18 protein-coding genes are annotated in these 21,365 nt (G+C 47.3%); 3 read left to right on the top strand and 15 right to left on the bottom strand.

Annotated features, from left to right (window positions below; translation table 11 throughout):
- Nucleotides 1-4 precede the first annotated feature (4 nt).
- Together ftsX and ftsE are read right to left on the bottom strand one after the other, a co-directional pair.
- Complete coding sequence (gene ftsX / locus J2Z66_RS20645; RefSeq protein ID WP_209973861.1) at nucleotides 5-922, bottom strand: permease-like cell division protein FtsX; 918 nt, start codon at nucleotides 920-922, stop codon at nucleotides 5-7.
- Nucleotides 912-1,598, bottom strand: coding sequence for a cell division ATP-binding protein FtsE (gene ftsE, locus J2Z66_RS20640; protein WP_209973858.1), 687 nt, complete (start codon nucleotides 1,596-1,598; stop codon nucleotides 912-914). The genes ftsX and ftsE overlap by 11 nt, the downstream gene beginning before the upstream one ends.
- A 229-nt stretch (nucleotides 1,599-1,827) precedes the next feature.
- Here ftsE and J2Z66_RS20635 point away from each other — a divergent pair, with 229 nt between their 5' ends.
- The 3 genes from J2Z66_RS20635 to J2Z66_RS20625 all read left to right on the top strand — a co-directional run bounded on the left by J2Z66_RS20635 (nucleotide 1,828) and on the right by J2Z66_RS20625 (nucleotide 5,185).
- On the top strand, nucleotides 1,828-3,297 hold the full coding sequence (locus J2Z66_RS20635; protein ID WP_209973856.1) for a VanW family protein: 1,470 nt from the start codon (nucleotides 1,828-1,830) through the stop codon (nucleotides 3,295-3,297).
- A gap of 154 nt (nucleotides 3,298-3,451) precedes the next feature.
- The gene (locus J2Z66_RS20630) at nucleotides 3,452-4,147 is read left to right on the top strand and encodes an HAAS signaling domain-containing protein (protein ID WP_209973854.1); all 696 of its coding nucleotides are present in this window, start codon (nucleotides 3,452-3,454) and stop codon (nucleotides 4,145-4,147) included.
- On the top strand, nucleotides 4,148-5,185 hold the full coding sequence (locus J2Z66_RS20625; protein ID WP_209973852.1) for a DUF4097 family beta strand repeat-containing protein: 1,038 nt from the start codon (nucleotides 4,148-4,150) through the stop codon (nucleotides 5,183-5,185).
- 1,093 nt (nucleotides 5,186-6,278) lie between these two features.
- Here J2Z66_RS20625 and J2Z66_RS20620 read toward each other — a convergent pair.
- The 13 genes from J2Z66_RS20620 to J2Z66_RS20560 form a co-directional block, all read right to left on the bottom strand.
- On the bottom strand, nucleotides 6,279-6,785 hold the full coding sequence (locus J2Z66_RS20620) for a hypothetical protein (protein WP_209973851.1): 507 nt from the start codon (nucleotides 6,783-6,785) through the stop codon (nucleotides 6,279-6,281).
- Nucleotides 6,786-6,965: 180 nt separating this feature from the next.
- Nucleotides 6,966-8,381, bottom strand: coding sequence for an argininosuccinate lyase (argH, locus tag J2Z66_RS20615; protein ID WP_209973849.1), 1,416 nt, complete (start codon nucleotides 8,379-8,381; stop codon nucleotides 6,966-6,968).
- 72 nt (nucleotides 8,382-8,453) lie between these two features.
- The gene (locus tag J2Z66_RS20610) at nucleotides 8,454-9,692 is read right to left on the bottom strand and encodes an argininosuccinate synthase (RefSeq protein WP_209973847.1); all 1,239 of its coding nucleotides are present in this window, start codon (nucleotides 9,690-9,692) and stop codon (nucleotides 8,454-8,456) included.
- Between the two features lie 52 nt (nucleotides 9,693-9,744).
- Nucleotides 9,745-10,701, bottom strand: a complete 957-nt coding sequence (gene argF, locus J2Z66_RS20605; protein WP_209973845.1) for an ornithine carbamoyltransferase — start codon at nucleotides 10,699-10,701, stop codon at nucleotides 9,745-9,747.
- 16 nt (nucleotides 10,702-10,717) lie between these two features.
- Nucleotides 10,718-11,908 carry an acetylornithine transaminase gene (argD, locus tag J2Z66_RS20600; protein ID WP_209973843.1) on the bottom strand — a complete coding sequence of 397 codons (1,191 nt, stop codon included), beginning with the start codon at nucleotides 11,906-11,908 and terminating at the stop codon, nucleotides 10,718-10,720.
- A gap of 55 nt (nucleotides 11,909-11,963) precedes the next feature.
- Nucleotides 11,964-12,755: an acetylglutamate kinase gene (argB, locus tag J2Z66_RS20595; RefSeq protein ID WP_209973841.1), complete on the bottom strand. Its 792-nt coding sequence runs from the start codon at nucleotides 12,753-12,755 to the stop codon at nucleotides 11,964-11,966.
- Between the two features lie 77 nt (nucleotides 12,756-12,832).
- A complete protein-coding gene (argJ, locus tag J2Z66_RS20590) occupies nucleotides 12,833-14,059 on the bottom strand; it encodes a bifunctional glutamate N-acetyltransferase/amino-acid acetyltransferase ArgJ (RefSeq protein ID WP_209973838.1) in 1,227 nt (408 codons plus the stop codon).
- Nucleotides 14,060-14,113: 54 nt separating this feature from the next.
- Entirely contained in the window at nucleotides 14,114-15,163 is a 1,050-nt protein-coding gene (gene argC, locus J2Z66_RS20585; protein ID WP_209973837.1) for an N-acetyl-gamma-glutamyl-phosphate reductase, read from the bottom strand.
- 110 nt (nucleotides 15,164-15,273) lie between these two features.
- A complete protein-coding gene (locus J2Z66_RS20580; protein ID WP_245375697.1) occupies nucleotides 15,274-16,149 on the bottom strand; it encodes a YitT family protein in 876 nt (291 codons plus the stop codon).
- Nucleotides 16,150-16,218: 69 nt separating this feature from the next.
- Nucleotides 16,219-17,329, bottom strand: a protein-coding gene (gene prfB, locus J2Z66_RS20575) for a peptide chain release factor 2 (protein ID WP_209973835.1) whose coding sequence is annotated in 2 segments (ribosomal slippage) — nucleotides 16,219-17,256 and nucleotides 17,258-17,329 — 1,110 coding nt in all. Because the reading frame shifts where the segments join, the coding sequence is not laid out codon by codon here.
- A gap of 30 nt (nucleotides 17,330-17,359) precedes the next feature.
- A complete protein-coding gene (secA, locus tag J2Z66_RS20570; RefSeq protein WP_209973833.1) occupies nucleotides 17,360-19,867 on the bottom strand; it encodes a preprotein translocase subunit SecA in 2,508 nt (835 codons plus the stop codon).
- A 336-nt stretch (nucleotides 19,868-20,203) separates the two neighbouring features.
- Nucleotides 20,204-20,755, bottom strand: a complete 552-nt coding sequence (gene hpf / locus J2Z66_RS20565; protein ID WP_209973831.1) for a ribosome hibernation-promoting factor, HPF/YfiA family — start codon at nucleotides 20,753-20,755, stop codon at nucleotides 20,204-20,206.
- A gap of 193 nt (nucleotides 20,756-20,948) precedes the next feature.
- The gene (locus J2Z66_RS20560) at nucleotides 20,949-21,146 is read right to left on the bottom strand and encodes a cold shock domain-containing protein (RefSeq protein ID WP_209973829.1); all 198 of its coding nucleotides are present in this window, start codon (nucleotides 21,144-21,146) and stop codon (nucleotides 20,949-20,951) included.
- Nucleotides 21,147-21,365: the final 219 nt, after the last annotated feature.

Below are 21,365 nucleotides of genomic sequence, written 5' to 3'. Positions count from 1 at the left end.
TCTATTATACTTTCAAAAATTTCCGGACGGACAGCAAGCTTCCCCAAATTCCTATAACCATCCCTATTCCGAGCAGCAAGAAGGTTAATATCCAGCTAATCTCGTTATAAGGCTTAAGCTCAATCATCATTAAATTCATATTCAATCCATCTAAATTCATTAGGTACCAATAACCTACAAGCAGAGCAACAATAGGAATCAGTGACCCGAAGAAGCCAAGCAGCGCACCCTCAATGAAAAATGGCCAACGGATAAAAGAATTCGTTGCACCAACCAGCTTCATAATGGCAATTTCTCTGCGTCTGGCCAAGATGGTTACCTTGATCGTATTCGCAATCAGAAATACTGCGGTTAAAGAAAGCAGAACGACAATACCAAAACCAATATAACGGGCTATCTCCGTTACTTTGAACATCGTCTCTACTGTACCTTTTCCATAGTTAACTTTGTAAATTGGCTGTGGATCTTTACCTTCATTAAGCTTGCTGATCTGGTCAGCTACAGTAGCAACAACCTTGGGATCATCAACTTCAATCGTAAATGAATCGTTAAGCGGATTTTCTTCTCCTTCAAAACCGTCCAGAAGGTCCTTGCCGCTTTCCCCAAGCTTTTCCCTCAAATAAACTAATCCCTCTTCCTTGGATACAAACAACACGGATTTAATTTGCGGAATTGCCTGCATCTCTGCGTTGAGCGTATCAATCTGCTCTTGTGGGGTGTTAACCTCCAAATAGACGCGAATCTCAACCTGTCTTTCAATTTGATCGACGATATAGTTGACGTTTAAGGTTAAAAGGAGAAACACGCCCAGAATGAACAAAGAAATGGCGATGGAGCTTACCGAAGCGAAAGTCATCCAACCGTTACGGATTACATTCTTGGAGCCCTCACGCACATGGCGCAAGCTTGTACTAATCTTCATAGCCGTATTCCCCCCGGATCTCGTCACGAGCGATAACGCCTTGTTCTACAGCGATAACGCGCTTGCGCATCGTGTTAACGATCTCCTTATTGTGTGTGGCCATGACAATCGTTGTCCCGCGAAAGTTAATCTCCTCCATCAGCTTCATGATCCCCCATGACGTCTCAGGGTCCAGGTTGCCTGTTGGCTCATCAGCAATGATCACCGCAGGATTATTGACGATGGCCCGGGCGATAGCAACACGCTGCTGCTCGCCTCCAGAGAGCTGTGATGGCAGTGAGCTTGCCTTATCACGCAGCCGGACGAGCTCCAAAACCTCCAAAGTACGCTTTTTGATATGCTTCTTCGGAGATTCAATGACTTCCATAGCGAAAGCAACATTTTCAAATATAGTAAGTTTGGGAAGAAGTCTGAAATCTTGAAAAATAACACCTATATTTCGGCGAACATATGGAATCTTTCGCTGCTTTAACTTTTCCAGGTTAAATCCGTTTACAAAAATATGCCCTTTGGTTGGACGCTCTTCCCTGTACATAAGCTTCATAAAAGTAGACTTACCGGCGCCGGAAGGACCAACAACGTACACAAATTCATTACGATTCACTTTAACGCTGACTCCGCGCAATGCGTGCGTGCCGTTGGGATATGTCTTCCATACGTCCTGCATTTCGATCACAATATCACATCCTAAGTTTATAGATAGCTATTAGTAGTTCGACACAAACACTTAAAATCCTTTACAAAGCCATAATTTTCAGCAACTTCTCTCATTATATCATCTTTTTTGCAGAATACCCCAACCCAACTGGATTAGTCATATTTGTTTACTAGATTAGATACACATAGAAGTACAGGCATTCTGAATGGTCTACGCCTGACCTCTTTGTATGTAAGGAGATTCCCCTATGAGATTCACTTTGAGCTTCAATAAGCTTACGCCAATAAAAGGCCTCATCGCAGGACTCATTATTATAGCTCTTATCCTGATAGCAGCGGCTGGCACACTTTATGTGTATGGCTCGCAGCAAAAACTGCCCGCTGGCTTTACTATTTCTGGCTGGCCGGTTGGCGGTATGCCTTACGCTGAATTTGATCGGCAGTGGCAGCAGCAGCTTGAGCTCCTGCGTCAGCGGCAGGTGCTGCTTCGATCCCCCTCTGATGCAGTGGCGAACAAACAGCTTCCTCTTGGCGAGCTCGGGCTGGTCAATAAGGCAAACGAGCTGGAAGCGAAGCTGGCGCCTTTGAAGCAGGGTTCAATCGTAAGCCGGGCAGCAGCCAGATGGAAGATGAGAAAAGACAGCTATGATTTGGCCAATTCAATCAATACCGAGGCTCTGTCAGCAGCAATCAAACAGAACTGGCAGGAGGTTTATAAGAACGAGCCGGTTCAAGCGAAGCGTGTTATTTTAGACAATGACAGTATCCTCTATGTCCCAGAGCACAATGCCCAGCGGATCCATATCCAGGAGCTTCAAAAGAAGCTGGAGGCGCTTGTACCGCAAGTTGGAACTTTAACAGAAGCTGACTTGCCTTTACTGATCCAGCTCACGTTGTATGAAGAGCCTCCACCAGTTACAGCCAACTCACTCAAGGAACAAGGCATTGCCCGCAAAATCACGGAGTTCTCGACCGTATTCCCTGCCAGTGGTGCTGGCCGGATTCATAATATCCGCTCTACCGCGGCTTCTCTTCAGGATATGCTTTTGAAGCCCGGAGATATTTTTGACTATGCCGCACTCATCAAACAAACCGAGGCCAAGTTCGGCTACCAGGAAGCACCTGTGATTGTGAATGGCAAGCTGGCCCCCGGAATTGGGGGAGGGATCTGCCAGGTTTCAACAACCTTATACAACGCAATACTGCGGGTAGGTCTGGAGGTTGTAGAACGACGGAATCATTCTCTGCCAATCAGCTATGCGCCACTGGGTCAAGACGCTACTTTTGCAGATGGCTATATAAATTTTAAATTTCGCAACAATACAGGCAAGTACCTGCTTATTAGAACACAGACTACTGATAGACAGCTGACTGTAAAGCTTTTTGGCGATATTCCTGCAGCAGTAACCTATGACGTTGAGTCCAAAATTATAGAGACCCTTCAGCCTCCGGTTCAATATGTGCATAATGCTGCACTGAAACGCGGCTCCAGCCAGAAGCTTATGAAAGGGAAAGCTGGCTACGTCGTCGAAACTTACCGGATTACCAAAGAAAACGGAGCAGTCATCAAGAAAGAGCTTATATCCAAAGACCGCTACTCGCCGGAGCCGGTCCTTATTGCCACCAATAACGGACCTGTAGAGAAGGGTCAATCTGGCGCTAAGCAGCCGGGCAAATCCATGATTGAAGATGGTATTAAAGGTCCCGTTTTTCAATAGCCCTGCCCGGTCACTGTTTCGTATATCCTATTACTTATGAAAATAACTCTATAACTTATGACAGGTCATATGACTCTAGATACTAGGTCATTATGACTTTTTTTGATTATGCTAAGTGTATAAGGAAATGAACGAAAAAAAGGAGGCATTCACAATGAGTAAAGGTGACTATTTCAAAGAATTGGCCTATCGGCTCCGCGGACTTCCCGAAAGAGAGCGTCAAAATATATTATCTGTGTATGAAGAGTTATTCCAAAAGGCGGTAGAGAACGGCAAGCTGGAAGAGGAAATTGCCGAATCGCTTGGCTATCCGCGGGTGCCCAATTGGGACGCTGCCCGTGAGCCTCAACCACCAAGCGCTCCACCACAATCGGCGCCGCGCTTTGACAAGGCCACAGCTCCTAAGACAGACCCGAGAGTAGATCCTTACTCCAATCCCAAGTTCGATCCGCACTACAATGCCCAATATAACCCGTATGCTGAACCTGGCAGCCATGATTTAAGGCCTTATCCATCTAAGACAGAGTCTGGTTTTAAAGCGATCATTAGCAGTATTGCACTAGGCTTCTTCAATCTGATTTTCGTACTAGGCCCCTTTGCCGGCTTATGCGGGGTCATTATTGCCTTATACGCCGTCAGTGCGGCTCTTCTTATCACTCCGGTACTGGCAGTAATCGGCAGCATTACGTCGAATAGCATGGATGACATGCTGCTGCTTGGAGCTGCTATGCTTGCACTTTTCGGAGTTGGCTTATTATTTTCACTGTTTACTGTATGGTTCTCCAAGCTATTCATTAAGCTGACAGGCAAGTACATCCGATTCAATATAAAAATTATAAAGGGGGCATAAATGATGAAATTATCTGCAAAAATCATTGTACTCACAGGGATCATTTGCGTCATCGTTGGGGTTATCGGTGTAGCAGTGCTCATGCAAGGTACCTCGTTGACTTCAGGCTTGACAAGTATAGATATCAAGAAGGATGTAGCGGCGCAAGACGTCAATAATCTGATCATCGAAGCCGACATAGGCGGCGTAGTCTTCCTTCCTGCTGAAAATTCCGATATTAGCGTTCATTTGCTTGGCATGGTCAGTAAGAAAAGAGCTGAAGAATGCGATTTAACCACGCAAATAACCTCCAACCAAACTTTGCAGGTACAGGCTTGCAAACAAAAAAATAATTGGTTTAATATCGGCGTCAATATCGCAGATATACGCAGCTGGCTCTTCACCGATTCTGAGCAAAAGCTCCGGGTCGAGGTCTATTTGCCTAAAAAAGCTTTCGAGCAAGTTACAGTCAAAACAGATACTGGCTCTATCCAGCTAGGAGACCTGCAAGCTAACAAGCTTAATGCAAAAACAGACACAGGCTCTGTTTCGATAAACAGCTTTCAAGGAAATAACATTGACCTTCAAACAGATGTAGGCCGAATCGAAATCAAAGACGCCCAGGGCGAAATTCGACTGAAAACAAATACAGGCAAAATCATTGCTGCCCTCCAAAATAATTGGAGCTCATTAGATGCAAGAACAGACACAGGTAAAATCGAGATTGAAACTTCGAAAGGCTCAAGCGCTGGCGAGCAAAAAGCAACTCGTGTTTATCTAAAAACAGATACTGGCTCCATTCATGCCGTTCTTCCCCAAGTCGGAAATGGCGTAGAAGCACAGTCGGATGTGGGAAGTGTGACCTTACAGTTTTTAACACCCCCTAATGATGCAAACTTCTACCTCACCACAGACGTTGGAAGTGTAAACTTGGAAATCCCGGGAGTAGACTTTGAAGAAAAAAGCAAGCACCGCGTCAAAGGCTCCATCGGAAACGGAACAGCAGAAGTAACGGCGAAATCAGATACGGGTAGTGTAAAGGTCGGTACATTCCAATAAATGAGAACAACGCCTTGTGGGACTGTTGACAAAAGCCAATTTTACGAAAAATGACTTTTAGATACCCAGTGTTTATGCGGGTTCTCAAACGTCAATTTCGTCAAAAAGGTAATTTGTCAACAGTCCCTTGTGGTGTCCTTTGATGAGCGTGTTCGCGATTTGGGTGCGTTGCGGAGGGAATGGCTGTGGGCTCCAGCCGCATTTAAAGATTTGTTCCTTGAATGGGATGGATGAGGAGGTAGGAACAAATCTTTAAAGGCGGACGCTCTTGCTCTTCCTCCCACACCTTTTACCTCTCTTTAGCTACAATCGCACAAATCACACGAATCACACGAACACCAAGCTCAAACGGACAGCCAGCAAGAGTTTTTCTCTTGTTTAGAGGAGATTTCCTAGCGGATGCAGGAGCTGGAGATGAAGAGCCCGCGCAGCTGAGAGGAGTTGATGCTTTAACGATGTTTTTAACGTTAAAAAGCATCACTTCCTCCCCACATCCTTGCTTTAACGATGAAAAATATCGTTAAATCCCTTTTAACCACCCCGCGAGGCCATCCGACCTCATTTAACGATGAAAATCATCCTTAACGTGACGGATTGACCTGGAATTCTTGTTTTAATGATGAAAAACATCGTTAAGTGGCATACGCTCATTTCGGCGGTGGATTGGCTCCTAAGCTGCTACTAGCGCTCATCCTCCCCACCCACATCCCTTCACAGCTACAAGTGCCGAACCTGCTACGATCAAATGGATAACGGACTGCCAGCAGAAGTTGCTTTTCTGAGGGAAAGGGATAGTGGCGATAGGATAATCTGAGCTTCCTTTCTGACTCCTCAGAGGATGAAGGGTCACACCGTCTACTTTTCCACTGTAAAGTTACACTGTGTATTCGGGAATTTTTCATTCCAGGCATCACCCCGAAACTTAATTAAAATTTCTTATATGTAAATAAATAAAGGGCAGCCTCAAAAGTCAAAATGACTAGGGGCTGCCCTTCTTGGTCGGACGAATGTACTTATCTCAGAAAAAGCACTTTGGCTATATTAATGGCCTATCCCGCTGTAAAAAAGACGAGAAGAAAGGTACTCCTACCTTTTATGCCTGAAATTGCACGTACTGCTCAGGGTTGCTTCGGATATAGGCACCTACCCGCTTTAATGAAGCTGGTGCCGAGCCACTGAATAATGCATAAAGCATACTAATGGTTTCATTGAGCTGCGGGTCATCGACTAAATCTTGGGGGGATACTTGAAGGTCTGACTGATTCCGTCCACTAAGAAAAGCTTCTGTCTCCTCAAGTATCTGCAGCATGGCATCATCGCCGAAATAACGGAAGCCCGCCTTGACTTCCTTCCAGGTGTTCGGTTCCGTCAGCAGCTGGGATATCCAGCAGTAATATTCAGCTGTAGAATTATACGCATGATCATGCAGTACCCGGAACATAAGCAGCGCCCTCTGACCTTCAGTTAGCTGCGCGTACACCTCTGACTTAATTGTGTCGTTCTTCCCGCGGATCTGCATAATCGTAGGCTCAATGCATTTCCATCCAAGCGTAATATAATCCAATGAATCAAACTCTTCTTGCCCCATGGTTACTAACATAAATAATTGAATCCCTCCCTACAAACGATTATACAACCTGAGAAGTAAAAAAGGGAACCTGGCTTGATATCCACCAAAAAACCCACCGCTTTCGCGATAGGCTTTTTAGAGTAACATTATGGAGTACCCTTTTTGAGATCCTGAAGAGGGCTTATTGGGGCTGCTTGTTTACTTGCTTGTTTACTTGCTTTTTTCAAGATAAGTGGTAACCCACTCATTGGACTCATTAAGCACTTCTTCGGCACGTGCGATCGCGTCTGAGACTTGGTTGGATGCAGTTCCGCCGTAAACATTGCGGGCATTAACAACATGCTCAGGCTGCAGAATCTTATAAATCTTATCATCGAACAACGAAGAGAATTTGGAGAATTCATCCATGCTTAAATCTAGAAGATACTTTTTATTTTGAATGCAATAAAGTACGATTTTACCTATGACTTCATGGGCTTGTCGGAATGGAAGGCCCTTATTCACCAAATAATCGGCAATATCCGTAGCATTCGAGAAATCCTGATTCACAGCTTGTCTCATACGCTCCGTATTAACCTTCATGGTAGATACCATCGTAGCAAACAATTGCAGTGCTCCTTGCAGTGTACGCACAGTGTCGAACATACCTTCTTTGTCTTCCTGCATGTCCTTATTGTAAGCAAGCGGCAGCGCCTTAAGCACTGTCATCAAACCGAACAGATTGCCGTATACACGGCCTGTTTTCCCGCGAACAAGCTCGGCGACATCCGGATTTTTCTTTTGCGGCATGATCGAGCTGCCCGTACAGAAAGCATCGTCAAGTTCAATAAAAGCGAACTCCGTGCTCGACCATAGCACCATCTCTTCGCAAAAACGCGAAAGGTGCATCATGATGAACGAAGCATTGGAAAGGAACTCCAGAATAAAGTCACGGTCACTTACAGCATCGAGGCTGTTCTCATAGACTCGGTCAAAACCCAGCTGCTGCGCCACATAGTGACGATCAATCGGGAATGTCGTACCTGCTAACGCCCCTGCTCCCAGCGGCAGCACATTAATTCTTTTATAGCTATCCTGCAGACGTTCTATATCCCGCCCAAACATCGATACGTAAGCCATCATATGATGAGCAAATAAAATAGGCTGTGCGCGCTGCAGATGTGTGTACCCTGGAATGATTGTATCCAGGTTTTTTTTCGCTTGCTCCAGCAGGGCATCCTGCAGCTTGGTAAGCAGCCCGACGAATTCGACCACCCGCTTGCGCAGGTACAAATGCATGTCAGTCGCTACCTGATCATTCCGGCTACGACCGGTGTGCAGCTTGCCGCCCACAGGCCCGATCAAATCGATCAGTGTCTTCTCGATATTCATATGAATGTCTTCGTCGCTGATCGCATACTCAAGCTCGCCGCGGCGAATCATGCCTTGAACGGAATGCAGGCCATCCTTGATTTTCTCCACATCGTCCAAGGACAAGATGCCGCATTTCCCAAGCATAGTCACATGGGCTAAGCTGCCTTGAATATCTTCTTCTGCGAGCTCCTTGTCAAACGTAATAGAAGCCGTATATTCTTCGACCAGTTGATCGGTTTGTTTTGTAAAACGTCCACCCCAAAGCTTTGACACAAATATCTCTCCTTCTTTGTAACCTTATCTACAGCCCAAAGGCTTTCCCTATTCAGGAAAGCCTGTTGTATTCTACTTCTTGGAAGTCTGCTCCACGCCTGATGCTACCTTTAAACGGAGTGCATTCAAACGAATAAATCCGGTCGCATCCCCTTGATTGTAAGCTTTCGTAGGATCTGCTTCCATCGTCGCAATATCAGGGTTGTAAAGACTGACCGGACTTTTCACGCCCGCAGCGATCACATTTCCCTTGTACAGCTTGATTCTCACTGTGCCTGTTACATTCTTCTGGCTTTCCGTCACCAGCGCTTGAATAGCCAGTCGTTCCGGGGCAAACCAGAAGCCGTTGTATACGATCGAGCTGTATTTAGAGATCAGAGAATCACGCAGGTGCATAACCTCACGATCCATAGTCAAAGATTCCATCTTGCGGTGAGCGGAGAATAAAATCGTGCCGCCCGGGGTCTCGTAAACGCCGCGGCTTTTCATGCCAACGAAGCGGTTCTCTACCATATCCACCCGGCCAATGCCGTGCTTACCGCCAAGCTCATTAAGAGCTTCCATGACTTGCAGAGGCGTCAGCTCAGCGCCGTTCAGCCCTACGCAGTTACCCTCTACAAAATCAAGCTCAACATACTCAGCTTGATCAGGAGCATCTTCCGGATCGACGCTCAGCACATACATCGACTTATTAGCTTCATCACTGGAATCAAACCACGGATCTTCCAGCATGCCGCTCTCAAAGCTGATATGCAGCAGGTTGCGGTCCATGGAATAAGGCTTTGCCGCGGATGCTTGAACCGGAATATTATGCTTCTCAGCATAAGCAATCATTTCCGCGCGTCCAGGAAACTCCTCTTGGAACTCATCAGAGCGCCAAGGTGCGATCACCTTAAGCTCTGGAGCCAGTGCTGCCGCTGTAAGCTCGAAGCGCACTTGGTCGTTGCCTTTGCCGGTTGCTCCGTGAGCAATGGCCGTAGCGCCTTCAGCACGGGCGATTTCCACCATCCGCTTGGCAATCAAAGGACGTGCAATGCTCGTGCCGAGCAGGTACTGCCCTTCATAAAGAGCGCCTGCCTGAAACATCGGATAAATGAAATCCGCAGCAAACTCGTCGCGCAGGTCATCGATATAGATTTTGGAGGCTCCGGTTTGCAGCGCCTTGGCTTCTAAACCGTCCAGCTCCTCCTTTTGCCCGATATCTGCTGTAAAAGCAATAATTTCTGCATCATAAGTTTCTTTCAGCCACTTTAGAATAACGGATGTATCCAACCCGCCTGAATAAGCGAGCACTATTTTTTCCTTAGCCATTCGTTCTCTCTCCATTCTTTCGCTTACATAGCTTCGTTCCTATATCCTTTGCTTACATAATCGCGGCCATGACAGCCTTTTGAGCATGCAAACGATTCTCCGCCTGGTCAAAAATAATCGAATGATCGCCATCAATGACGCCTTCACTCACTTCTTCCCCGCGATGTGCAGGCAAGCAGTGCATGAACAAGTAATCCTTCTTCGCATACTTAACAAGCGCTTCATTTACCTGAAAGTTCTTAAAGGCGACTTCACGTTCTTTTTGTTCCGCCTCAAAGCCCATACTAGCCCATACGTCTGTGTAAATAATGTCCGCATTCTCAACAGCTTCACGTGGATCCGTACATACTAGCAGCTTTCCGCCAGTCTGATCCGCGATTTCCTGCGACATCTGAATCATGTCAGGATCGGGAGCATACCCTTCAGGACTAGCTGTTGCGAATTCCATGCCAAACTTGCAGGCACCCATCATTAAGGAGTGAGTCATATTGTTGCCATCGCCGATGTAAGCTATCTTGAGCCCCTTCAGCTTGCCCTTTTTCTCCAGGATCGTCTGATAGTCGGCCAGAGCTTGACAGGGATGCGATAAATCCGTCAAACCGTTAATCACCGGTACCGTGGATCCTCGTGCCAAATTAATTACTTTGCTGTGCTCAAAGGTGCGGATCATAATCCCATCCAGGTAACGGGACATCGTTTGCGCCGTATCCCAGACCGTTTCCCCGCGTCCAAGCTGGATATCATTTTTGCTTAAAAATAAAGCTTGCCCGCCGAGCTGGTACATCCCAACCTCAAAAGAAACTCTCGTTCTGGTGGAGGATTTCTCAAAAATCATCCCAAGTGACTTTCCTTGAAGAAGTGCATGCGGCACTCCTGCTTTTTGCTTACTTTTTAAATCTATAGCCAGATCAATTAAATAGTCAAGTTCTTCCGACGAATAGTCGCCCAAATCCAGGAAATCTCTTCCCTTAAGCTGGTTGGCGATCTCTTCTTGCACGGCATTGTTCATTGCTCATCCTACCTTTCTATACTAGTGCAGAGGCCTTCTTAGCCAAAACGGAGCAAATAATGTCAAGACCCTTATCTAGGTCCTCTTGCGGTATGTTCAGACTTGGCGCCAACCGTATTACGTTCGGCCCCGCTGGAATTACCAGGACGCCTTCCTCGTGAATTTCTTTAATGATGTCTGCCCCCGCTTGAGTGCAAGTTATCCCGATTAGCAAGCCTTTGCCGCGGATTTCCTGTACCAATGGATTGCCTGCCAGCTTGGCGGATAGCGTATCCGTCACGTGGGTTCCCAGCTGTGCTGCACGCTCAGGCAGTTGCTCATTCAGCAGGGTTTCCAAGGTTGCGATTCCAGCCGCTGTGGCCAGTGGATTTCCTCCGAAGGTAGAGCCATGGGTTCCAGCACTAAAAGCTTCAGCCAGCTCAGCCTTGCCCAGCATAGCCCCGATTGGAAAACCACTGCCAAGACCCTTGGCAAGGGTGAAAATATCAGGCTCAATGCCATAGTGCTCATAAGCGAAAAGCTTGCCTGTGCGTCCTAAGCCCGTCTGAATTTCATCAACAATCAGCAGAAGCTCCTGCTGTTTGCAGAGCTCGTCAAGCTCCTTAATGAAGCTCTCATCAGCAGGCAGCACACCGCCCTCTCCTTGAATCATTTCTATCATGATTGCGCAGGTTTTATCAGATATTAGCGACTTAACAGATTCAATATCATTATATTTGGCATATACAAAGCCCTCTGGAAGCGGATGAAAGCCTTCCTTTACCTTTTCCTGTCCAGTAGCAGTTAACGTCGCCAAAGTGCGGCCATGGAAAGACATTTCGAACGTAATGATTTCGTAACGCCCGGAATTCCGCACCTTTTGCGAATAGCGGCGGGCCAGCTTAATTGCAGCTTCATTCGCCTCCGCTCCTGTCGAGCAGAAAAATACCGCATCCGCACAGCTATTATCCGTCAGAATTGTAGCCAGCTTCTCCTGATTCGGAATGTGGAACAAATTCCCCGTGTGCCAAATCTGATCGAGCTGCTCCATGAGTTTTTCTTTCACCTGCTTGGGTGCGTGACCCAAATTTGTAACGGCGATTCCGCTCATCAGGTCAATATATTCCTTGCCTGTGTCATCCCAGAGCCGGCTGCCCTCACCCTTTACAAACGTAAGCGGATATCTGGCATAGGTCGGAAACAGTGAGCTTTTTTCCGGTTCACTCATCTTCTTTTCACTCCTTCAGCTTATAAATAAAAATATATAAAATAAATTGCTTATATTAACGGATAATCCGTGTTCCAATGTTCTGCCCTTTAAGAACCTTGCTCAGCACATTAGACTCCGTGCCATTCACGATAACTACCTCCTGCACCTTACCTTGGATGCATTGGATAGCTGCGCGAACCTTCGGGATCATCCCGCCATAAATGTCGCCTGACGCAATCATTTGTTCAATCTCCGCTACTGTCACAGAAGGAAGCACCCGTTTCTCCCCATCTATCGTCTGCAAAATGCCCGGAACATCCGTAACAACAATCATCTGTTCCACACCTAAATGGGAAGCAACGGCTCCCGCGGCCGTATCCGCATTAATATTGTAACGCTGGCCTCCGTCGGAACCCAGTCCTACCGGGGCAATGACAGGGATATAGCCCATTTCCACAATACCCTCAATCAACCCGGCATTGACATGGCTTACATCTCCAACCAAGCCCACTTCGTCGCTATTCCTGACCGGCTGCGCTTCGATCAAATGTCCGTCTACCCCAGACAAACCAAGCGCTTTAGCGCCGGCCAGCTGAATTCGTCGCACAATCTCCTTATTGATTTGCCCGGACAGCACCATCTCCACCACATCCAGCACCGCTTCATTCGTTTTGCGCAGGCCGTGGACAAACTCGGTCTCAATTCCGAGCTTCGTTAAAGTCTCCGAAATCGCCGGACCGCCTCCGTGCACGATAACCGGAACGATACCTTCCGCTTGAAGCTCACGCATATCGGCGAAGAAGCTCTCCGGCAGCGCAGCCAATGTGCTCCCGCCGCATTTCATCACAAAGCATTTGTTGTTCATGGCTTGAGGCTCTCCTTTATAATAAATAAACAGAAATAACACAAAAATAAGACAAAATAAGATCCATAGATGCTTTTTTACGTACGGTAAGCGGCATTAATGCGCACATAATCATAAGTGAGGTCGCAGCCCCAAGCGGTTGCCTGACCCTTGCCCATATGTAAATGGATATGAATGTTCACTAGCTCACCCTTCAAGTACGCTTCCGCCTGCTCCTCATCGAAACGGACAGGACGGGACTGCTCCAATACGCTGATATCCCCCAGCTTGATATCCACGGTTTCCGTGTTCACTGGCTGACCCGCACGCCCAACTGCAGCGATAATCCGCCCCCAATTCGCATCTGCTCCAAAGCAGGCGGATTTCACGAGGCTGGATCCGATGACGGTCTTGGCAATGGCCCGCGCTGCGTTGTCGGATTCCGCTCCAACGACGTTGACCTCGATCAGCTTCGTTGCACCTTCGCCATCGCGCGCGATCGCCTTGGCGAGATACTCGCCAACGTATTGAAAACCCGCGGCAAAAGCCTCCCAATCCGGATGCTCCGGATGCAGCGCCTCATTGTCCGCCAGGCCACTGGCCATCACCACGACCATGTCGTTGGTGCTTGTATCTCCGTCAACTGTAATCATGTTGAACGTATTATCTGTAATCCTGCTTAGCTGCTGCTGCAGGAATTCGCTCTCAATCTTCGCATCGGTCGTGATGAATCCGAGCATAGTTGCCATGTTCGGGTGAATCATCCCCGAACCCTTGGCCGCTCCGGCAATGTGCACTTCTTTGCCGTTCACGTTAAGCCGGACACACGTCATCTTCTGCACGAGATCCGTAGTCAGGATCGCCTGGCAGAAGTCGTCGCCCCCGTCCGGTTTCACCCGCTCTGGCAGCTGCGCGATGCCGCTGAGCAGCTTCGCCATCGGCAGCGTCTCGCCGATCACCCCCGTGGACGTGACGCCCACGTGGTGCTCGGCAACGCCGAGTGCCTCGGCGGCGGCAGCCCGCATCGCCCGTGCATCGTCCTCGCCCTGCTGGCCTGTGCACGCGTTAGCGTTGCCGCTGTTGACGACCATCGCCTGCAGCTTGCCGCTTGCAGCGATGCTTTCCTGCGTCACGCGCAGTGGCGCCGCCTGAAAAGCATTCAGCGTATACACACCCGCCGCTGTCGCAGGAACCTCACACACAATCGCGCCCAGGTCGTGGCGCTCCACCTTTTTTAACCCGCAGTGCAGGCCGCCTGCACGAAACCCCTTGGGCGTCGTAACCGAGCCTTCAGGAACAACTACAAAATTCCCCGTATCCTTCATTTGTACACTTCACCTATCCTACTCTATGAATAATCCGTCCTATGTCCGGTGCATTTATGGATAAACAGGGGCAAAAAGCAGTCCAGTCGTCTCGTCCCAGCCCATCATCAAATTTAAATTCTGAATCGCCTGCCCGGCTGCACCCTTCACCACATTATCGATTACCGAAATAATCGTAACCCGGCCAGTTCGCTCATCCACGGCAAAGCCTATATCGCAAAAGTTCGATCCGGAAACTTCTTTCGTCGCTGGCCATTTTCCTTGCGGCCGCACCCTGACGAAACGTCTTCCTTCATAATACTGTTTATAAAGATCTATAAATTGCTCTTCCGATCTCTCACCTATTACACTTGCATACGTAGTGCACATAATCCCGCGTGTCATCGGCACCAGATGTGTGGTAAAAGTAGTCATGATTTCTTGACCGGCAATGCGTCCAAGCGTCTGCTCGATTTCCGGAATGTGCTGATGCTTATTCACTTTATATGCAGAGAAATTTTCATTCACTTCTGCATAATGCACGCCAAGGCTCACTGCCCTGCCCGCTCCTGATACACCCGATTTGGCGTCAATAATTATCGTCGACGGGTCAATCCAGCCTGCCTTAACCGCTGGGATAAGTCCCAGCAACGCTGATGTTGCATAACAGCCCGGATTGGAGATGAAATCTGCGCCCCGTACATCTTCGCCAAATGCTTCACACAAGCCGTAAACAGCAAGGTCCAAATACTCTTGGGAAGCAGGCTTCCTTTTATACCACTGCTCATACACCTCTGGAGATTTCAGTCTGAAATCACCTGAGAGATCAATAACTTTAAGTCCGGCTGCCAGCAGCTTTGGCGATAGCTCACTGCTTACTCCAGCAGGTGTCGCAAGAAACACCAGGTCCGCCTTGCCAGCAATCAGATCAATGTCCAATTCATCCAATACGCCAACCACAATTTCATGCAAGTGAGGAAATCCCTCTGCAATAGCAGCTCCGGCACTCGAAGTTGAAATAACAGAAGTAATTCTCACATAAGGATGGGCCTGCAGCAGCCGAATTAACTCTACTCCGCCGTATCCCGTTGCTCCAACAATAGCCGCTCTAAGCTCATATCCCATTTTAAAATCCCTCCATACGCCCCTTTATATATATGCATTATTATACATAGAAAAGCATAATAATTCAATCCATTCCTTTTCCATTCTATTTCCAATCACATCCACTTATGCTAAGCATGACGCTTGAAGCCTTCACCCAATACCTCATTCGTAGCGCTAAGTATTACAAATGCCTGTGCATCCACAGATTTAACCAAAGCTTTCAACCGGCTGACCTCATTCTGATTTACTACCACCATCAAAATCGTGCGGGCTGCGCCTGTATACCCTCCAGAGCCATTAAGCTCCGTAAGCCCCCGGTCAAGATCGTATAAAATCGCTTCGCGAATCGCATCCGTATGTTCCGATATAATAAATACTACCTTGGAATAACGAAAGCCGAGTTGTACGACATCGATCGTTTTGCTCGTGACAAAAAGACCGATCAGCGCATACAGCGCATTTTCCGCAGTAAAGACGAACCCTGACGTTACAATGACAAGTCCATCTAATAACGCAATCGCAAAACCAAGAGAGATACCTGTGTAAAGCTGCAAAATCTGCGCGGCCAAGCCAAGACCTCCGGTTGACCCTTTGCCCCGAAACACAATCCCCAGCCCTAAGCCAATTCCCATCCCGCCATAAATGCTCGCTAATAAAAGATTATGCGTGGGCGCCTCCAAATGGCTTGTCAGCAGCACGCATAACGGAAAAATGATAGACCCTACGGCGGCTTTCAAGGTGTATTGCCGATCAAGCAGCCACAAGCCGAATATTAAAAGCGGAATGTTCATAGCCCACTGAATAACAGCCGGGTTCAACCCGGTTTCATGGTGAAGGATCGTCGAGATGCCCGCGACCCCACCTGAAGCAATCTGATTCGGATTCAAAAATAAATTAAAACTGGTCGCCATAATCAGCGATCCCACGATCAGCATCAAATATTCTAATACTTTGTGGGCAGGGGATTCGGCCGCTACAGAGAAGCGCGCATTTTTTCTAGACAACAAGGACCCATCCTCTCACAAAAAACCTACACTGCTATTACAGTGTAGGATGATCCATGAGGGAACACTTTATGAATTTCTATTAATTTGCTTTCGCAGATAAGCATCTATGAAAGGATCCAGATCGCCATCCATCACGGCGCCTACATTCCCCGTCTCCACAGTAGTCCGGTGATCCTTAACCATGCTGTAAGGATGGAAAACATAAGAACGGATTTGACTGCCCCAAGAAATATCCGAAAGCTCACCGCGGATTTCCAAGAGATGTTTCTCCTGCTCTTCAATTTTCTTCTCGTACAGCTTGGAACGAAGCATTTTCATGGCCTGTTCCCGGTTCTTGATCTGCGAACGCTGTGTTTGGCAGGTCACTACGACTCCGGTCGGCATATGTGTAATCCGTACCGCGGAGTCGGTCGTATTAATATGTTGGCCCCCGGCGCCACTGGCCCGATACGTATCCACCTTGAGATCCTCAGTGCGAATCTCAACTTCTGTATCGTCATCGATTTCCGGCATCACATCGCATGAAGCGAAGGAGGTATGCCGGCGCCCGGATGCGTCGAACGGAGAGATCCGGACGAGGCGGTGCACGCCCTTCTCCGCCTTCAGATAGCCATAGGCATTAAAGCCCTTGATAAGGAGCGTAACGCTTTTCACGCCAGCTTCGTCGCCTGGCAGGTAATCGAGCAGCTCGACCTTGAAGTCTCGTTTCTCCGCCCACCGGCGGTACATACGCAGCAGCATTTCTGCCCAATCCTGCGACTCTGTGCCTCCAGCACCCGGATGCAGCTCCAGGATCGCATTGAGACGATCATACGGCTGACTCAGCAGAAGCTGCAGCTCGAAGGTCTCTAGCTTCTTAATGAGTGAAGAAATGCCCGACGTTATTTCCAGAATCAAGCTTTCGTCGGCTTCTTCCTCAACAAGCTGGGCCATAACCTCGAGGTCCTCGTAGGCTTCGGACAGCTCTCTGAACTGCTCCACAACGCTTTTAATCGCATTTAGCTCTTCAATGGTCTTCTGCGCCTTCTCGTTATCATCCCAAAAATCAGGTGCAGCCATCTTTTCTTCAAAATCGCCAATGGCTTCAAGCTTGTGATCTAAGTCAAAGAGACCCCCGTAATTCGTTTAATCGTCTAACGGTATCTCTTAGATCGTGCTTTACTTCCGGTTCCAGCATGCTCTACACCTCAATCTGATTTATACCGTATCACTTTCCGTGACAGGATTTAAATTTCTTCCCACTGCCACAAGGGCACGGATCATTGCGGCCGATTCGGTCTTCACGCACTAACGGCTTCTTGCCGCCAGCTTCGTTCTTGGTATCAACAGCTTGGCCTTCTGCAACAGCCTGACGCTCCAGGTTGCTCTCCACATGTGCCTTCATAATATAAGTAGCGACTTCTTCCTGAATGTTCCCGATCATCTCGTTAAACATTTCGAAGCCTTCGAACTGATACTCGCGCAGTGGATCCGTGCCGCCGTAAGCCCGCAGATGAATCCCTTGACGCAATTGGTCCATTGCATCGATATGATCCATCCATTTGCTGTCGACCGCGCGCAGCACAACGACCTTCTCAAATTCCCGCATGAACTCTTGGCCGATTTCTACCTCACGCTCATCATAACGCTTGCTCACCAGGTCTTTGATGTAGGCGCTGATTTCTTCCTGCTCTTTGCCCCAGATCTCTTTCTCAGTCAGCTGATCTTCCTTAAGGAAGGTGTTGTTGACGAAATCTGCGACTTCCTTCAGCTCCCACTCTTCCGGGATTTCTTCCTTCGGACAATGGGCTTTAACTATTTTATCAATGACTGTGTTAATCATACCTTCTGCAATTTCACGGATGTTAGCCGACTCCAGCACTTCTTTACGCTGTTTATAAATAATGCCGCGCTGCTGGTTCATCACATCGTCATACTGCAGTACGATTTTACGCACGTCGAAGTTGTTGCCTTCCACCCGCTTCTGAGCGGATTCTACCGCTTTACTGATAAGCTTGCTCTCGATCGGCTGGTCTTCTTCCATACCAAGACGTTCCATCATCGCCATGATGTTGTCAGCACCAAAACGCTTCATCAGCTCATCCTCTAAGGAAAGGTAGAACTGTGAGGAACCAGGATCTCCCTGACGTCCTGCACGGCCGCGCAGCTGGTTATCGATCCGTCTGCTCTCATGACGCTCTGTTCCTATAATATGCAAGCCACCTATATCGGATACTTCTTCACCAAGCACGATATCCGTTCCACGGCCCGCCATGTTCGTTGCAATTGTAACTGCGCTCGCCTGACCCGCACGTGTAATGATTTCAGCTTCTTCAGCGTGATACTTGGCATTTAGGACTTTATGTGCGACGCCTTTTTTCTTCAGCATGCTTGACAAAAGCTCTGAATTTTCAATCGAAATGGTTCCCACCAGTATCGGTTGACCTTTCTTGTGGCGTTCTACAATTTGTTCCACAACCGCATTAAATTTGCCTCTCTCTGACTTGTAGACCACATCAGGCATATCCTGACGGATCATCGGTCTATTCGTAGGCACAACGATAACTTCCAGCCCGTAAATTTTCTTGAACTCTTCTTCTTCCGTCTTAGCTGTACCCGTCATACCCGAAAGCTTGCGGTACATCCGGAAATAATTCTGGAAAGTAATCGTAGCCAAGGTCATGCTTTCATTCTGAACTTCAAGCTGCTCCTTGGCTTCAATCGCCTGATGCAATCCATCGCTATAACGGCGTCCGGTCATCATTCTCCCGGTAAATTCATCAACAATGACGACTTCGCCTTCCTGAACCACGTAGTCCACTTCATTGCGCATAATCACGCGAGCTTTTAATGCTTGAGTAATATGGTGGTTGAGTGTGACATTGCTGTGATCGAATAAATTCTCGATGCCAAAAGCACGCTCAGCCTTCGCCACACCTGCTTCAGTTAGTGCAACTGAACGAACCTTAATATCAACGGTGTAATCATCCTCAGCAGTTAACCTTTGAATGAAACGATCAGCCGCGTAATACATATCTGTAGATTTAGCAGCTTGTCCAGAAATAATCAGTGGTGTTCTCGCCTCATCGACAAGAATGGAATCCACTTCATCAATAACAGCAAAATAAAGTGGACGCTGCACCATCTGTTCCTTGTACAACACCATGTTATCACGCAAAAAGTCAAAACCGTATTCGTTATTTGTACCATAGGTAATATCACAGGCATAAGCCGCCTGCTTCTCATCATGAGTTAAATCATGTAAATTCACACCAACAGTTAAGCCCAGAAAATGATAGATCTGCCCCATCTCTGCGCTATCACGCTGTGCCAGGTAATCATTGACGGTTACCACATGCACACCTTGACCAAGCAGCGCGTTCAAATAGACAGGTAAAGTTCCTACTAGGGTTTTACCTTCCCCGGTTCTCATCTCCGCAATACGGCCTTCATGAAGCACCATACCGCCTACAAGCTGTACATCGTAATGACGTTTGCCCAAGGTCCGCTTGGACGCTTCGCGCACAACCGCAAAAGCCTCCGGAAGGATATCATCGATATCTTCGTCGCCCTTCGCCAGCCGCAGCTTGAACTCCTCTGTTTTGCCTTTTAAATCCTCATCCGACAGAACTGTAAGCGAAGGCTCAAGAGCATTAATCCGATCTACAGTTTTCCACATGCGCTTAATTTCTCTGTCGTTGGAATCACCAAAAATCTTCTTTACTAGTCCTAGCATCGGTGAACCCCTTTCCACTCACATTTCTTATCCCTAAATTGTATCAGTTTGGCGGTCTTGTCGCAACAAAACAAGGATTTCAATCTAAAATGCTGCGACACTATATTTCAATTTCCCGCTCGTCTCTCTGTTCTAATCCTTCATTCTGTTTTCTCAATAAATAACTATTCAAAAAGTATACCTTAATTTACCCGCAACCGCACTGGAAAAATTGTAGAAACCATGAAAGGAATTAGCCGCTCATGACACTATTTGAAAAAGGCCAGACCCGTAAATCGGATCCAGCCTTTTGTTCTATCGTTATGTCTGTATGAGTCCTTCGTATTAACTTGGTAATTAATTAGCGGGCTCTATTAGACCATACTTTCCATCTTCTCTTTTATAAACTACATTAACTTCAGAAGAATCCATATTGGCGAAAACAAAGAATGCATGTCCAACCAGATTCATTTGCAAAATGGCTTCTTCCACATCCATTGGCTTCAAAGCAAAACGCTTTGTCCGTACCAGCTCAAACTCTTCTTCCTCATCCGCATACACAGTCGCGGCAATCGCATCGACCTTGAAAAGATCCCTCTTCCCGCCTTCCTGACGAATTTTACGATTAGCTTTGGTTTTATGCTTACGAATTTGTCTTTCCAGCTTGTCTACTACTAGATCAATAGATGCATACATGTCATTGTTCTTGTCTTCCGCCCTAAGTACTGCACCTGCTAGTGGAATAGTAACCTCCACCGTCTGCAAGCCTTTAATGACGCTTAATGTTACACTTACTTCAGAAATAAGGGGAGCATCGAAGTACCTCTCCAGTCGAGTTAACTTCTTTTCAACATAGTCCCTGAGGGCTTCCGTTACCTCTAGTTGTACACCGCGAATACTGAATTTCATTGTATAACGCCTCCCTTCATGACTCTAGTATACTACATTCCAACCCCACCTTCAAAATTCCTTCATATTCCAACCTTAACAGCTAAATTAAAAGCTAAATTCTAACAAAAAAACACCCCGAAGCTTTCTTCAGGGTGCTGCTAGCGTTCTATTTCATCTATCTATTCCAGAGGTTCTCTCCAACTGGTTTAAATTACAATTTCGTTACATTAGCGGCCTGAGGTCCGCGTGCGCCTTCTACGATATCAAACTCAACGTCTTGACCTTCATCCAAAGTTTTGAAGCCATCCGTTTGAATTGCGGAGAAATGAACGAATACGTCTCCACCATCTTCGCGCTCAATAAATCCATAGCCCTTCTCAGCGTTAAACCATTTCACTTTACCTTGCATCTGACACATTCCCTTCATATTCAAGTCAAATGTAAGCCCTTGCTTACTTTTTGAATATAACATTCACCAGCTTGGCATGTCAATTGTAAAAACAAACTTGGCTAAATATTTAGAAAATTTGCATATTCACAATTCCTTAACAGCCTTCTAACGGCCTGAAAGCTTGTTTTCATTAGTTATACACAAAGTTATGCACATTATCCACAGGCTGGGGGTGGA

Source organism: Paenibacillus eucommiae, from assembly GCF_017874215.1.
Classification (GTDB): Bacteria; Bacillota; Bacilli; order Paenibacillales; family NBRC-103111; genus Paenibacillus_AI; species Paenibacillus_AI eucommiae.
This window is presented reverse-complemented; position numbering and strand designations above follow the sequence as displayed.